This window comes from Hymenobacter terricola (assembly GCF_017921975.2).
Lineage (GTDB): Bacteria > Bacteroidota > Bacteroidia > Cytophagales > Hymenobacteraceae > Hymenobacter > Hymenobacter terricola.
On the sequence record NZ_JAGEMO020000003.1, the window covers coordinates 127,644 to 142,560 of the forward strand.

Genomic DNA, 14,917 nt, shown 5'->3' on the forward strand with positions numbered 1-14,917 from the left:
GTGCGCAAAACCAGTGCCCAGCGCAGGATTGTACCTTTGCCAATAGTTGACTGAGCGCCTAATTCATATGTGAATCTGGTGTTTTAAATCAAAGGATAACTACCTTTCATATTACACAAATGTTAAAACAAGAACTGGAAATCCTGCTCGCTCCCGAAGTAGCTTTCGATGAGTTTACCAGGTACGAAGCCGTGCTTCGCCAAGCCGGTTTACAGCCCGGCGAGGCCGATTATATCCACCTCCGCAAGCGGTCCATCGATGCCAGGGGCCGCCAGGCGCTGGTGAGGCTCCGGGCCGATGTATACCGGACACCTCCCCCAACCGATTTGTTTGGCCCTTGGTTTGTTTATCCAAATGTGAAAATACATTCACCGGCAGTGCTTATTATTGGTGCCGGCCCGGCGGGGCTGTTTGCCGCGTTGCGCTGCATTGAGCTGGGTCTAAAACCCATTGTGCTGGAGCGGGGACGCGACGTGCGAGCACGGCGCCGAGACCTGGCCGCTATCAATAAGGAGCAGCTCGTAAACCCTGATTCCAACTACTGCTTTGGGGAAGGCGGCGCGGGCACTTATTCCGACGGCAAATTATATACCCGCGCCACCAAGCGCGGCGACGTGGGCCGGGTACTGCGCCGGCTGGTGCAGCACGGCGCCACGCCCGACATTCTGGTGGACGCCCACCCCCACATCGGCACCAATAAACTGCCGGCCGTGGTGCAGGCCCTGCGCGAAGCCATTATTGAAGCGGGCGGCGAAGTGCGCTTCGAAACCCGTGTGACGGACCTGCTGCTGGAAAATAACCGCCTGCGCGGGGTGGTGACGGCGACGGGCGAGGCGCTGGAAGCTGACGCCACGATTCTGGCTACCGGCCATTCGGCGCGGGATATTTACGAGCTGCTGCACCGGCGCGGCGTGCTCATCGAAGCCAAGCCATTTGCGATGGGGGTGCGCGTGGAGCACCAGCAGGCCCTGATTGACCAGGCCCAGTACCGCCGGGCCGAGCGCGGGCTGCTGCCGGCAGCCTCCTACTCGCTGGTGCACCAAACGGAGGTGGGCGGGCAGCAGCGCGGCGTGTTTTCGTTTTGCATGTGCCCCGGCGGCTTCATTGTGCCGGCCGCAACGGCTCCCGGCGAAGTGGTGGTGAATGGCATGAGCCCCAGCCGCCGCGACTCGCAGTTTGCCAATTCCGGCATTGTGGCCGCCGTGGAGCTGGTTGACATGGACCTGAAACAATACGGTGCCCTGGCCGGCCTGCGCTTTCAGCAAGCCATTGAGCAGCGGGCCTGCCAGGCGGCCGGCGGCACCCAGCGGGCGCCCGCGCAGCTGCTGGGCGACTTTCTCAGGAATAAAACCTCGGCCAACCTGCTCGAAACTTCCTACCAGCCCGGCTTGGTGGCGGTGCCGATGGATGAGGTGCTCGGCGATGCGCTGGCCGAACGGCTGCGCCAGGGCTTCCGCGATTTCGGCCGCAAAATCCCCGGCTACGCCACCAATGCCGCTCAGATTGTGGGCGTGGAAAGCCGGACCTCGGCCCCCGTGCGCATCCCGCGCGATAAGGACACGTTGCAGCATCCGGTGGTGGCGGGCCTGTTTCCCTGCGGCGAAGGCGCGGGCTACGCGGGCGGCATCGTGTCGGCGGCCATGGACGGGGAGCGCTGCGCGGAAGCCGTATTTGCAATTGTTAAAGGATAATGTTTGTTCGGTAGTCGCGGCGGCCTGCTAACCACGGCAAGCGCGGCTGCGTAATCATGCTTCCTTATAGTATTACCGCCGGCAGCTCTGGCCTGGTCAAAAACTGCCGCTGAAAATTCAACGTTGAAATCAACATGAAAAAGACTCTTGTTCTTGGTGCTTCGGACAACCCATCCCGCTACTCCTTCCGGGCGGCGCACATGCTCAAAAACCACGGCCACGAAGTGGTGCCGGTCGGCATTCGCCAGGGCGAAGTAGCGGGCATGGCCATTCACACGGACCGGCCGCTGGAAAAAGACATCGACACGGTGACGCTTTACGTGGGCCCACAAAACCAGCCCGCCTGGTACGACTACATTCTGGACCTGCAGCCCAAGCGCATCCTTTTCAACCCCGGCACCGAAAACCCGGAGCTGGAGCGCCTGGCCCAACAGCGCGGCATCCAGACGGAAGAAGCCTGCACCCTGGTGCTGCTTTCGATTGGGCAATATTGAGTTGTTAGTTAGTGGTTGTTAGGTGTTAGTCAACATCCTGGTCAACAACCGACAATGAGTAATTGATAACCCATTTACTTTTGAACGAATGCTTGTAAAACCACTGACCTCTCGTGGTTTGCACGTAAATACCCTGGCAGTTTCTGCCGGGGTATTTTTTGTAAAACCGGCCGCCTGTTAAGCCTGAGCCACGGGCAATTTCATCTCCCAGCCAGTGCCGGGCGTCACCGAAACCGCTACAGTCTGGCCCGGCGCAAAAGCTGCCGCCGCAGTTCTGGCCCGGATGGTGCTGGCGGGCAGCTCGATTTCCAGCTCGTAGTAGCTGCCATAAAACCGAACGGCCCGCACCGTGCCGGCCAGCCCGTCGCCGCCGGTAGCAGGCGGCCCGAGGCGAACTTGCTCGGGGCGCACCAGTAGCGCGGTTGCGGCGGTTATGCGCCTGGTGCTGGGAGCGAGCGCCTGGCGGTCGGCCCCCATTATTAGGTTATAATCGCCGAACAGGGCGGCGGTGTATTCGTCTACCGGCTGATGATAAATCTGGGCGGGCGGCCCCTGCTGCACCACGCGGCCCCGGTGCAGCACCAGAATTTCATCGGCCCAGGGCAGGGTGTCGGCCGCGTCGTGCGACACCAGCAGGCAGGTGATGCCCAGGCGGGCGCCCAGCTCGTCGATGATGGTTTGGAGGATGCGCTTGTGCACCCGGTCGAGGTTGGAGAACGGCTCATCGAGCAGCAGCAGCCGGGGCGCGGCGAGCAGCAGCCGGGCCAGGGCCACGCGCTGCTGCTCGCCGCCGGAGAGCTGGTCGGTGCGGCGCTCGGCCAGGTGGTCGATGCGGCACAGCTCATACAGGGCCTGGGCTTCGGCCGGCGGGCGCTTGTTGGCGTAGCGCAGCACCTGCTCGACGCGCAGGGAATGCGGCAGGTCCGATTTCTGCGACAAATAGGCCACGCCGGGGTGGCCGGGCACCAGGGTTTCGGCGGGGCCGCGCACCCGGTCGCCGCTCACGCGCACTTCGCCGGCGCTGGGCTGAATGAGGCCCGCAATAACTTGCAGCAGCGTGCTTTTGCCGGTGCCCGAGGCGCCGGCCAGCGCCAGCTTGTGCCGCGCCGGCTGGCGGAAACTGATGTTGTGCAGAACCGTGGTTCCGTGTTCCTCCAGGCTGATGCCGGAAACGGTGAGCAACTCCATGAGCACCAAAAAGCGAAAACGGCATTCCGCAGCTTTCGCCCCAAAATCAGGGCCAGGCTTACGCTAACGCCACGGCGAAGCTACTGCCTCACGCAGTAATAAGCCGCCGCCCCATTGCAAGGCCGCCGAAAGCCTGGGGCCAGAATGTGGGCCTTGACGGTCGAATCATGCAGGTTTTGAGCCCGATTTCATGCCAACTTCCGGGCCGCTCAGCTGTTCATTTGCATGATGCCAATGGCCTCGCTCCGGGCCAGCTTTTTCATTGTCGCGTTCGTGAAATTGCGACCAAGTCATTGCTTATGAAAACTTCCGTCCTTCTCTCTTTCGGCCTGCTGCTGAGCACTGCGGCTTTTGGCCAGCACTCCACCATGCCCGGCATAGATATGGCGGCGCCCAAGCCGGCCCGCCGCCCGCCCAGCCCCCAAACAAAACCGGCCACTACGGCCCCATCCCGGCCTAAATCTGCGGCCGTGCCTGCTGATAGCACGGCCCGCAAGGCTGCGGTAGCGCCGGCCATACCGGGCATGGCCATGCCGGGCATGAGTATGCCCGCCACGCCCTCGCCCGCCTCCGCCCCGCCCAGTCACGATATACCGGGCATGGACATGGCATCCCCAAGCACGGCCACGCCCATGCCCGGCCACACGATGCCCGGCATGGCCATGGACAGTGCCGGCGGCATGATGATGGATTTCCGGAATTCTTTTTCCAAAAACCTGCCCATGACGCGGCAGGGCTCCGGCACCAGCTGGCACCCCGACAATTCCCCGATGTATATGCAGATGTACCAGCCTAAGGGGTGGGACGTGATGCTGATGTACTCCCTGTTCCTGCGCTACACCCGCCAGAATGCCAACCACGACGCCCGGCGCGGCGATGCCAACTTCCGGGCCAACAGCTACGTGATGGCCATGGCCAACCACCTGGTGGGCCAGCGCGGGCTGTTCAGCGTGCAGGCCATGCTGTCGGCCGACCCGCTCACGGTGGGCGGCGCGGGCTACCCGCTACTGTTCCAGACCGGCGAGTCCTGGCAGGGCGAAAAGCTGCACGACCACCAGCACCCGCACGATTTGGTCAGTGAGCTGGCCGTGGCCTACACCTACGCCGCCAGCTCCGACGTGGACCTGACCGCCTACCTCGGCTACCCCGGCGAGCCGGCCATTGGGCCGCCCGTGTTCATGCACCGGCCCTCGGCGGCCAATCTGCCCTCGGCGCCGCTGGGCCACCACTGGCAGGATGCCACGCACATTCAGTTTGGAGTGGCCACGCTGGGGGTGCGCTACCGCAACGCCAAGCTCGAGGGCTCGCTCTTCACGGGCCGCGAGCCCAACGAAAACCGCTACAGCTTCGACCGGCCGCGCTTTGATTCCTACAGCGCCCGCCTCTCGGTGAACCCGGCCACCAACCTGGCCCTGCAAGCCTCGATGGCCCACATCAACAGCCCCGAAGAGCTGGAGCCGGACGACAATGTGGACCGCACCACGGCCTCGGTGCTGCACAACGCCGCGCTGGGCCCGGAGAGCATCCTGTCGTCGACGCTCGTATGGGGCATGAACCGCCACAGCGGCTCCGGCGACGCGTATTATTCCCACTCCTTCCTGCTCGAAAGCAACCTCCAGGCCCGGCAATTCAACTTGTTTACCCGCCTCGAAACCCTGCAGCTAAACTACGACGAGCTGCTGCTGCCGGCCCTCACCGACAATGATGCGCACGCCAGCCGGCAGGTGTCCGCCTTCACGCTGGGCGCCTCAAAATACCTGGCCAAAACCACAGCCGGCTGGCTCGATTTGGGCCTCACCGGCACCCTCAACGCCTTCAATACCGACAACCTGGCGCTGCTGAATGCCTACGGCAAAAACCCGCTTTCCTTCGAAGTGTACCTGCGCTTCATCGCCCCGCGCATGAGCATGCACATGGGCGGCATGAAGCACTGATTGCGGCCGCCCGCCCTGGCCTTTTTACATCGGTTTGGCGCGGGCCGCCGGGGCCGACAGACAGGCCCCCACGGCCAGCCCCAACGCCACCGTAGCGGCAATGGTCCTCACGCGGTGCCACTTGTTCCAGGGGCTTTCGAAGGCGGCCCGTGCCGAAACCGCCGCAGCTGGCGAGGCAGTTTGCAGAGGGAATGCCGCCAGGGTTTCGTTTAGGGGAATATTAGCGGCCACCGTAACCCCCAGGCTGCCCACCAAATACATAATAGAAGCAGCTCCCAGCAGCCAGCATCGCCGCGAAACCGGGCGACCAACGTGCAAGACCGTGGCCAGGGGCAGAAAAAAGGGTGCCCCAAGAAAGCTGGCCAAAAAAATCGGGTTTTGAATCGCCTCGTTAATGGCCTGCATCGCCGCAATGTACTGCGGGGCCGGCAAACGCGCGAACGCCGGATTTATCGCCACCGCGAAGCCGTAGAACAACCCCGCCACCAGGGCCGTCGTGAAGGTGGCCAGCGCCAGAACAATGGATTTGACGGACATGGGTGGCGGCAATTGGTTACCACCAAAATACGACCACCCGCCCATTCACGCCCGTTTAGGCGGCCATCAGCCGGACCCGGCCCGCGCCGCTTTCCACGGGCGTGATGCGCAGCTCCACTTTCTGCTGGTTGCGCAGCACGGTCAGGAACTGAAACGCGCCGATTTTTTCCTGCGTGAGCAGCCGGAACAGGTCATCGGAGCTGGCCACGGGCTGGTCGGCGAAGGCAATGACGAAGTCGCCTTCGCGCAGGTCGGCCGCGGCGGCGGGCGAGCCAGCCTCCACTCCCACCACAAACAGCGCCTGGCGCGCGGGCAATTGGTGGAAGCTTACCACGCGCGGGTGCAGGTCTACTTGCTGGGTGCTGAGGCCGAGGTAGCCGCGCCGCACCCGGCCCTCGCGCAGCAGGGCCGGCAGAATGGCCGTGGCCGTGTTGATGCCGATGGCGAAGCACAGCCCCTGCGCCCCGCGAATGGTGGCCGTGTTCACGCCCACCACCTGCCCGTCGGCGTCGATGAGCGGGCCGCCGCTGTTGCCGGGGTTCAGGGCCGCGTCGGTTTGCACGATGTTGTCGATGAGGCGGCCGGTTTCGGTGCGCAGCGTGCGGCCAAGGGCGCTCACCACCCCGCTCGTGACGGTGTGCTGGAAGCCGTAGGGATTGCCAATGGCAATGACAAGCTGGCCGATTTGAATGGCCGCCGAATCGCCGAGCCGCGCGGCCGGGTGGCCTGTGGCCGGGGTCTGGAGCAGCGCGAGGTCCGAATCGGGGTCTTCGCCGACCAGGGTGGCCGGATATTCGGTGCCGTCGGCGAAGGTGAGGCGGATTTCCTCGGCCCCGCGCACGACGTGGCTATTGGTGAAAACGTAGCCATCGGTGGAAAACAAAAAACCCGAACCGGAGCCCGCCGGGGCTAATTTCTGCTGCTTGTTCTTTTTGCGAACATCAATTTTTACAACAGAATCTTTGGCCGCTTCCACGGCCGAAATAACGATTTGCGAGTAGGAATCCATAACGTTGCAGATAAAAGCGGGAATGCGCCTGGGCACGGCTGGCAAATAGTTGGCCGCCGGGTATTTAGCGTCATTTTGACAGGCAAAGCAGAAGCATCGGCAGCTACAACCTGCTCAAATCGAAATCCCAGAACGTCATGTTGAGCGCAGCCGAAGCATGACGTTCTTTATATACCGTTTCAGCATTTCTTCCCCACCCACCATGGCCCTGCCTCCCGCCGCCGTCCCCACAGCCACCACCGACGCCGCCACCGGCCGCTGGATTCTAGTGGCCGCCGTGGCCGCTTCCTGCATGGCTTTCCTCGACGGCTCGGCCCTGAACGTGGCCCTGCCGGCCCTGCAGCACGACCTGCACGCCGATGGCGCGGGCCTGCTTTGGGTCCTGAATGGCTACCTACTGGTATTGGCGGCGCTGATACTGGAAGGCGGCACCCTGGGCGACCGCCTGGGCCGCAAACGGGTGTGCATGGCCGGCATCTTCCTGTTCGCGGTGGCCTCGCTGGGCAGCGGCCTGGCCCCGAGCACGGGGTGGCTGATTGCGGCCCGCGTGGTGCAGGGCCTGGGCGGCGCGCTGCTGATTCCGGGCAGTCTGGCCCTGATTTCGGCGGGCTTTCCGGCGGCGCGGCGCGGACAGGCCATCGGTACGTGGTCGGCCGCCACCACGCTGGTAACGCTGGGCGGGCCGGCGCTGGGCGGCTGGCTGGCCGATGCCGGCTGGTGGCGGGCCATATTCCTGCTCAACCTGCCGCTGGCCGCCGTGGCCCTGCTGGTACTCTGGCGCAAGGTGCCCGAAACCCGCGACGAAACCGCCACTGGCAACGACTGGGCCGGTTCGGCGCTGGTCGCGCTGGGGTTGGCGGCGCTCACCTTCGGCCTGCTCTCGGCCCCCGCCCTGGGCTGGGCAAGTCCCCGGGCCTGGGGACCGTTCGGGGCGGGCGTGCTGGCGCTGGGCGCGTTCGTAGCGGTAGAGGCGCGCAGCGCCCACCCCATGCTGCCGCTGGGCCTGTTTCGCAGCCGCACTTTCAGCGGCACCAACCTGCTCACCCTGCTGCTCTACGGCGCCCTGACGGCGGCCATGCTGTTTGTGTCCCTCAACCTGGTGCAGGTGCAGGGCTACTCGCAGCTAGAGGCGGGCCTGGCCTTCGCGCCCATGGGCCTCCTCATTGCGCTGCTCTCGCGCCGCGCCGGCCGCTGGGCCGACCAGCACGGGCCGCGGCGCCTGCTCACGGCCGGGCCGCTGGTGGTAGCCGCGGGCTTTGGCTGGCTCAGTGAAATCGGCCTTACCGCTGGCCCGGCCGCGTACTGGACCACTTTTTCCCCCGGAGTGGCCTTGTTCGGCCTGGGGATGGCCCTGACCGTGGTGCCGCTGACCACCGCCGTGATGACGGCCGTTGACGACCAGTACGCCGGCACCGCCTCGGGCATCAACAACGCCGTTGCGCGCACAGCCGGGGTGCTGGCCCTGGCCATCCTTGGGGCCTTTGCCCTCACGCACTTTGCCGGCCAGCTGGAACAGCGCACGGCTTCACTCCCGCTCTCCACCGAAGCGCGCCAGTTACTGCACCAGGAAGCCGGCAACCTGGGGGCGGCGGCCGTGCCGGCGGCAGTATCCGCAGCCGAGCGAGGGGCAGTGCGAACGGCTATTCGCGAGTCATTCCGGCACACGTACCAGCAGATGCTTTGGCTATGCGCGGGGTTAGCCGTGGCCAGCGCCGGCCTGGCATTCTGGCTGGTGCCGATGGGGCCGCGCCGCAGTAAGCCACAGGAGTAGCGAACGAGTTATAGCAGAATATCCAACGTCAGGGCCGGCATGAGGAGTAGTTTGCGGCCCACGGTCCGCATGTCGCCGCCACTCACGTAATCAGCGGTAAAGCCATTGGCGGCCAACACGCTGAGGCCGGCCCGGAAATCGTTGCTAAAGCGCAGGTTCACGCCGAGGCCGCCGCCCACGTTGAAATCGGTCAGGGTGCCGTTGCGGTAGCCGAGGTCCCAGTGGTAAAGCGAATACACCCCGCCGAGGCCCAGTACGGGCTCAATACGCGGGTTTTTGAGCGGGATGTAATACGTAAGCAGCCCGATGCCGCCCCCGCCAAACTCGTTTTGCCGCTGATAATCGAATACCTGCGTGGCTACCAGCCGGCCGCCAAAATGCTCTAGAAACCGAACTTCGGCCTGCACCCCCAGGACTTTGGGGTTGGCCAGAATGCCAAGTGAGGCTTTGTAGCTTTTGTAAGGGGCGGCTTTCGGGGCCACCTCTTGCGCCGCGAGACGGGCAGCAGAAACCAAAAAGAAGACGAGCGGAAGAAGTGGCTGTTTGCGCATGGGTAGCACCGAAGGTAAGCGGCTGGTGGCAGTAAGGTCGGATTTGCGTTCTGCTCGACAGAAATTCAGTATGCCTCTGGCCCATGAAATCAGCCCGTTTTTCCGCTATATTTGCCCGCAATACGGTGATGGATTTCCACCGCGAACCGCCGGTGCTTCGTGCGCCGCGCTGATGATTCCTACGAAGCGGACGGCCAGGGTGGCCGCGCCGCATAGCTCATCATTTCGTTCGCGCCCGTGGCCCCACGTTTCAACTTCTCCCGCCTGCTGCCCACCCGGTTGCGGGCCCTCGATACCACTACGGCCCTGGTTTTCATGCTGCGCTGGCTGCTGATTTGCGGCTTGATTGGAGCATTAGCCGGCACGGCTTCGGCGGGCTTTTTGGTGGCACTCGATTGGGTTACCGGCTGGCGCGAAAGCCACCCGTGGGCACTGGCGCTGCTGCCGGTGGCGGGCCTGCTCATCGGTTTGGCCTACCATTATTGGGGCGACCGGGTGGTGCGCGGCAACAACCTGATACTCGACGAAATTCATCGCCCCAGCGAGCGGATTCCCCTGCGGATGGTGCCGCTGGTGCTGGGCGGCACGCTGGCCACGCACCTGTTTGGCGGCTCGGCGGGGCGCGAGGGCACAGCCGTGCAGATGGCCGCCGCGCTGGCCGACCGGCTCACCCGCTGGCTGGGACTGCGCCCCCGCGACCGTCGGCTGCTGCTCATCGCGGGCATGAGCGCGGGGTTTGCTTCGGTGTTCGGTACGCCGCTGGCCGGGGCGGTTTTTGGGCTGGAAGTCTTTCTGCTAGGCTCCATTCGCTATGAAGCCGTGCTGCCCAGCTTCCTGGCCGCCGTGCTGGCCGACTGGGTCACGCGGGCCTGGGGCGTGGGCCACACCCGCTATCCCACGCTCGAGGCGCTGCCGCTCACGCCGGCTTTCCTGGCCTGCACGCTGCTGGCGGGGGCTTTGTTTGGGCTCACGGCGCGCAGTTTTGCCACCCTCACGCATGCCATCAGCCGGGTATTTGGGCGCATAACATATGCGCCGCTGCGGCCGGTGGTGGGCGGGGCCGTGGTGGCCCTTTTGATTGGTGGCCTGGGCCTCAGCCGCTTCAGCGGCCTGGGCGTGCCGGTCATCGTGGAAGCCTTTCAGCACCCGCTGGCCCCGACCGATTTTGCCTGGAAGCTGGCGCTCACGGCCCTCACGCTGGGCTGCGGCTTCAAGGGCGGCGAGGTCACGCCGCTGTTTTTCATTGGGGCGGCGCTGGGCAGCGCGCTGGCCGTGGTGCTGCCGCTGCCGGTGGCGCTGCTGGCGGCCATGGGTTTTGTGGGCGTGTTTGCGGGGGCGGCCAATACGCCGCTGGCGTGCACGCTGATGGGGCTGGAATTATTCGGCAGCAATGCGGCCGTGTACCTGGCCCTGGCTTGCGTGGTGGCGTATTTATTCTCGGGCCACACCGGGATTTACGGCTCGCAGGTGGTGGGCCAGGCCAAACAGCTGCGCCAGGGCCGGCAGCAGGGCCACCGGCTGGGCGAACTGTAGCAAAGGCTACCGTGCCGTGGAAGCAAGGACCTTTTCGACGGGTTGCGAATCGAGGTTGCGAACGGAGATTGTGGAGCGCGGCGACTGGGCCTGCACCTGCACGGCATAGCGATAACGCTCGTGCCCTACCCGCAGCACCACTGCGTACTCACCCGCCGGCAATTTGCCAAAGTTCAGCTTACACCCATACGAAGGCTGGTGGTTGACTTCAGCCGACAGGCAAATGTTGCTGCTAAGCTGCATCACCCGCACCTGCATCCGTTCCTGGACGGGGTTTTCAATGGTCAGCCACAAGCTTTCGGCATCGCCTTGCTTGGCGTGCACGGGCCGCGCCTGCTGGGCTTGAGCGGGGCTGCTCCACGCCACGGCGCCTAACATAACGGCGGTGCCCACCAACCCAGTGCGTACGCGGCGTTTGATGGCAGTGGTTTGCGAGCGGTGGTTGGCGGTTGCAGCGGCCAACGATTGAGTGGGGCGGGAAGTGAGAAAGCGTTTCATGGTTTTTGCAAAAAAATGGATGATGAATTAGTTAGGGTGAAAAGCGGTGGAATGTGGAGAGTACCGAAGCAGGCCGCCAATCATTACTGCCTGGCCAATGTTTTTTTCCGGGTGGCGCAGCCATCGACTGCCTGGCAATGAAATCGGGGCGGGCTACGTGCGGCGATTGCCAGGAGCTGCTCGAGGAAGTTTTTCACGATGCACGGGGTGAGGTGGGCAGAAACGACTTCGGAGATTGGCTCCTCCCCTGTTGGGCAGGCAAAGTGCGCTGGTAACGGGCGTCCTTTAGTACACGCTTACAACAGCTACCTTGTTAAGAACAGAACAAATGTAAAGCAGGTACTTTGTAAAGCAAGGTACTGCTTCAAAAAAATATTTATAATTTGAAGCATTTATTCTATTATGCGCTGATAATCAGTGAATAATAGAATATTAAAAATTTCAGCCTTTGCCTCATTACCGGATTTGGAGTTTGCTCCATAGTGCTAACGTTGCTGCAGCCCGACCCTAGGCTGCCCAGGCAGCCGACTAATTCTTCGCAAAAGCCAGGCACCAAAACGGTTTCAAGGCCCTCATCAACCCTTCCTCCTGTGCCGCGTTGCTGGGCTTCCCGCAAAATTGTGCAACGTCAGCGGGCTCCCGCGCTACTGCCCCACCCGCCGCGCCGGGCTGATTTATTTTTTCCGCAGGCAACCAGCAACGCTATTTTCGCATCTGCCGCGCTACCTCACCATCCTTTCTGCATTTTGCCCACTCTTACCGTGACCGAAGCCGACCTCATCGCTGCCTGTGTGCGGGGCGAGCACCGGGCCCAGCGCCAGCTCTACGACCAGCTGGCCGGGCTGATGCTGACCGTGTGCCGCCGCTACCTCAAGCGCCGCGAAGATGCCGAAGAAGCCCTCCTGCTGGGCTTTGCCAAGATGTTCCGGGCCCTGCCCAACTACCGTTTCGAGGGCAGCTTTGAGGGCTGGGTGCGCCGCATTATGGTGAACGAAGCCCTGATGCAGCTGCGCCAGCGCGAGCTGATGACCGTGTCCTTCGAGGATTTCGCCCAGCCCGAAAACCTGGCCACCACGGCCGCCACGGCCGATACCCAGCTCCAGGCCGAAGACCTGCTGGCCCTGCTGGCCACCCTACCCGCCGGCTATCGCACGGTTTTCAACCTCTACGCCCTGGAAGGCTACGGCCACCAGGAAATTGCCGAGCTGCTGGGCATCAGCGAAGGCACCAGTAAATCGCAGCTGAGCAAGGCCCGCGCCCTGCTCCAGCGGCGCGTTCAGTTTTCTGCCATTAGCACGAATTAGACTATGCTTCCCGAAGATATCGACGACTTATTTCGCGACAAGCTGGCCGGCCACGAAACGCCGCCCGGCGATGCGCTGTGGGCCCGCCTCCAGGCCGCTCCCGAGGCCGAACCGGCGGCCGACGCCAACGCTGAACGCCTCGACCAACTGTTCCGGCAAGGCCTGCACGCCCACGCCACGCCCCCCCGCCGCGAGCTGTGGGAGCGGCTTGAAGACGAGCACCTGCGGCCCCACAAGCGCCGGCCCGCTGCGTGGTGGCCCATGGCCGTGGCTGCCGCCCTGGCCCTGCTGCTGGTGGCCGGCGGCGCGGGCCTGTGGCTGGGTTTCCCCAGCGCCAGCACGCCGGCCGGCACCGTGGCCTCGCAGCAACACCAGCGCACCAACGCAACGGCCAACGCCGGCACTACTGATGCCGCGGCCCCCGCTGCTACGAAAGCGGCTACCGCAGCAGTGGCTACGGACGAGGCGCCGACTACTGCTACGGTAGCCACCAATACTTTGGCCCAACCCTCAAAAAAGGCTTACCCGGTAATTATTAAAGAAAATGAGGTGGCCCAGGCAACCCGTCCCACGGCCCTCGCATCTACCACCCCGAAGGCCAGGATGGCAGCCCCCGGGCAGTCGCCTCGCCACCCGCTGGGCACGAACCGGGAGCTGGACGCAGCCGCCGGTAACTCCCCACTCGTGGCCCACACGACGGCCCCTTCCGCTGCCCACCCGGCCCCCACGCTCCCCACCGCTCCTGACGAGCAGCGGCCCTCTACCCCAACAACTTCGGCCGTAGTGGCCACTGCCACCCCCGTTCCGGCACCGGAAATCGTCCCCGCCCGGCCAATCCCGGCCCCCAGCGTGGCCAATGCCGGCGAGCTGATTACGGTGGACGTGCGGAGCGGCGCCGCTCCGGCCGCCCGGCCCACCAAAATTTTCAGCGCCGCCACGGCCCCGGCCCCCGACGAGCGCCGGGGCCTGGGTGGCCGGCTCCTTCAGCAGGCGGGCCACCTGGTGCGGGGCGAGCGGGTGAGCCTGGCCGAAGCCACCGGCCTGCCCGAAAACGTGACCCTGCGGGCCACCGTGGCCGGCCGCAGCCTCACCAAATCCATTCAATTGTAATTCAACATTCCTCTTCTTTAGAACTCATGCAACGCGCTTTTCTCTCCTTTTTTCTGTTGATGCTGGCACTGGTGAGCGGGCCGAACGTGGCCCGCGCCACCGCCCTGGCCGGCCGCGCCACCGTGAAAGACACCATTGTGGTGCGCCTGCCCAACAAAGCCGTGCTTACCCTGACGGTGCGCGACGCGGCCCAGCTGCGTCAACTAAAAAACTACCACCTCGACTCCCTCACCTCGCGGCTGGCCGGCTACATTGCCCAGGCCGAAGCCGCCGCCAAAAGTGGTAAATCGGAACAGGTGACGATGGAGTTTTACCCCGACAAGGACCAGCCCGGCAAGAACATGCCCGAGCAAATCCGCATCACCACCCACAAGCCCACCGCCAGCTACGGCCCCAGCAACAAGGTGGAAGTGCTGCTGGAGAAAAAAACCGGCCTCGTTATCAACATCGACGGCAAGGATGACTCCACGCCCCGGTCGGCCGCCAGCCGCGCCGACCGGCAGGCCAGCCGCGACTCCACCCGCCGGAAAGAACTGGAGCGTCACTCCACCAAGTCGCACCTGATTTTTGACCTGGGCCTGAACGCGCTGGTCAACCAGAAGCAGTACTTCACCCCCGCCGGCCAGGCCGAAAACATCGACCTGCGCACCGAAGGCTCGCGCTACGTCAACATCGGCCTGAACTGGGACGCCCGCCTCGGCGGCAAGCACAGCCCCCTGAGCCTGACCGTGGGCCCCGAATTTGCCTTCAACAACTACATGCTGAGCGGCAACGACAAGTGGGTGAACGCCAACGGCCGCACCGACGTGGTGCGCGAAACCAACGGCCGCCAGTTCCAGAAAACCAAGCTGGCCACTTCCAGCATCAACCTGCCCCTGATGCTGCGCCTCCAGCTGCACGACTCGCACTACCGGCCCACCTTCACTATTGGCGCGGGCGGTTTCGTGGGTTACCGCATCAAGTCCTGGACCAAGCTGAAATACACCAGCGAAGGCACCACCTACAAGGACCACGACGACGGCAGCTACAACATGGAAAACTTCCTCTACGGCCTCCAGGGCACCATTGGCTACCGCGACCTGGAGTTCTTCGGCAAGTATAACATGAACGGCCTGTTCAAAACCAACGTCGGCCCCGATACGCAGGTGCTCAGCTTCGGCGTCCGCATTATCGGGATTAATTAACCCAGGCTGCGGACGGAAACTACAATGCCCCGACTCACCCAGAGCCGGGGCTTTTTACTATAATGGCAATAATACATTAGCGCAACGATTTGCTTAGCACGGGGTCTTCGCAA

13 protein-coding genes and 1 riboswitch are annotated in these 14,917 nt (G+C 63.9%); of the genes, 8 read left to right on the plus strand and 5 right to left on the minus strand.

Annotation, left to right across the window (positions count from 1 at the left end; genetic code table 11):
• Positions 1 to 119 precede the first annotated feature (119 nt).
• Both J4G38_RS03755 and J4G38_RS03760 read left to right on the plus strand, forming a co-directional pair.
• Positions 120 to 1,691 (plus strand): NAD(P)/FAD-dependent oxidoreductase, encoded by a 1,572-nt coding sequence (locus J4G38_RS03755; RefSeq protein WP_210515487.1) that lies wholly within the window; start codon positions 120 to 122, stop codon positions 1,689 to 1,691.
• Positions 1,692 to 1,825: 134 nt separating this feature from the next.
• Positions 1,826 to 2,185, plus strand: a complete 360-nt coding sequence (locus J4G38_RS03760; protein ID WP_210515486.1) for a CoA-binding protein — start codon at positions 1,826 to 1,828, stop codon at positions 2,183 to 2,185.
• A gap of 177 nt (positions 2,186 to 2,362) precedes the next feature.
• Here the strand turns inward: J4G38_RS03760 and J4G38_RS03765 are convergent, their stop codons facing one another.
• Complete coding sequence (locus J4G38_RS03765) at positions 2,363 to 3,373, minus strand: ABC transporter ATP-binding protein (RefSeq protein ID WP_210515484.1); 1,011 nt, start codon at positions 3,371 to 3,373, stop codon at positions 2,363 to 2,365.
• A gap of 299 nt (positions 3,374 to 3,672) precedes the next feature.
• On the opposite strand from J4G38_RS03765, the gene J4G38_RS03770 reads away from it, so the two are divergent.
• A complete protein-coding gene (locus J4G38_RS03770; protein ID WP_210515482.1) occupies positions 3,673 to 5,307 on the plus strand; it encodes a hypothetical protein in 1,635 nt (544 codons plus the stop codon).
• Between the two features lie 24 nt (positions 5,308 to 5,331).
• Here the strand turns inward: J4G38_RS03770 and J4G38_RS03775 are convergent, their stop codons facing one another.
• Together J4G38_RS03775 and J4G38_RS03780 are read right to left on the minus strand one after the other, a co-directional pair.
• The gene (locus tag J4G38_RS03775; protein WP_210515480.1) at positions 5,332 to 5,844 is read right to left on the minus strand and encodes an anthrone oxygenase family protein; all 513 of its coding nucleotides are present in this window, start codon (positions 5,842 to 5,844) and stop codon (positions 5,332 to 5,334) included.
• 55 nt (positions 5,845 to 5,899) lie between these two features.
• On the minus strand, positions 5,900 to 6,853 hold the full coding sequence (locus J4G38_RS03780; protein WP_210515478.1) for a S1C family serine protease: 954 nt from the start codon (positions 6,851 to 6,853) through the stop codon (positions 5,900 to 5,902).
• 202 nt (positions 6,854 to 7,055) lie between these two features.
• Between J4G38_RS03780 and J4G38_RS03785 the strand changes: the two genes are divergently transcribed.
• On the plus strand, positions 7,056 to 8,624 hold the full coding sequence (locus J4G38_RS03785) for an MFS transporter (RefSeq protein ID WP_210515476.1): 1,569 nt from the start codon (positions 7,056 to 7,058) through the stop codon (positions 8,622 to 8,624).
• 8 nt (positions 8,625 to 8,632) lie between these two features.
• Here J4G38_RS03785 and J4G38_RS03790 read toward each other — a convergent pair whose 3' ends face one another.
• On the minus strand, positions 8,633 to 9,175 hold the full coding sequence (locus tag J4G38_RS03790; protein WP_210515474.1) for a hypothetical protein: 543 nt from the start codon (positions 9,173 to 9,175) through the stop codon (positions 8,633 to 8,635).
• 115 nt (positions 9,176 to 9,290) lie between these two features.
• A riboswitch (Fluoride riboswitch) is annotated at positions 9,291 to 9,364 on the plus strand.
• A gap of 48 nt (positions 9,365 to 9,412) precedes the next feature.
• Between J4G38_RS03790 and J4G38_RS03795 the strand changes: the two genes are divergently transcribed.
• Positions 9,413 to 10,708, plus strand: a complete 1,296-nt coding sequence (locus tag J4G38_RS03795) for a voltage-gated chloride channel family protein (RefSeq protein ID WP_226163130.1) — start codon at positions 9,413 to 9,415, stop codon at positions 10,706 to 10,708.
• Positions 10,709 to 10,714: 6 nt separating this feature from the next.
• Here the strand turns inward: J4G38_RS03795 and J4G38_RS03800 are convergent, their stop codons facing one another.
• Positions 10,715 to 11,206 (minus strand): hypothetical protein, encoded by a 492-nt coding sequence (locus J4G38_RS03800; protein WP_210515472.1) that lies wholly within the window; start codon positions 11,204 to 11,206, stop codon positions 10,715 to 10,717.
• 746 nt (positions 11,207 to 11,952) lie between these two features.
• Between J4G38_RS03800 and J4G38_RS03805 the strand changes: the two genes are divergently transcribed.
• Genes J4G38_RS03805 through J4G38_RS03815 form a run of 3 tightly spaced genes read left to right on the plus strand, consistent with a single transcriptional unit; the run spans position 11,953 to position 14,804 of the window.
• Complete coding sequence (locus tag J4G38_RS03805; RefSeq protein WP_226163132.1) at positions 11,953 to 12,510, plus strand: RNA polymerase sigma factor; 558 nt, start codon at positions 11,953 to 11,955, stop codon at positions 12,508 to 12,510.
• Between the two features lie 3 nt (positions 12,511 to 12,513).
• On the plus strand, positions 12,514 to 13,620 hold the full coding sequence (locus tag J4G38_RS03810) for a hypothetical protein (RefSeq protein ID WP_210515470.1): 1,107 nt from the start codon (positions 12,514 to 12,516) through the stop codon (positions 13,618 to 13,620).
• Between the two features lie 26 nt (positions 13,621 to 13,646).
• Positions 13,647 to 14,804 carry a porin family protein gene (locus tag J4G38_RS03815; RefSeq protein ID WP_210515468.1) on the plus strand — a complete coding sequence of 386 codons (1,158 nt, stop codon included), beginning with the start codon at positions 13,647 to 13,649 and terminating at the stop codon, positions 14,802 to 14,804.
• The last annotated feature ends 113 nt before the right edge of the window (positions 14,805 to 14,917 follow it).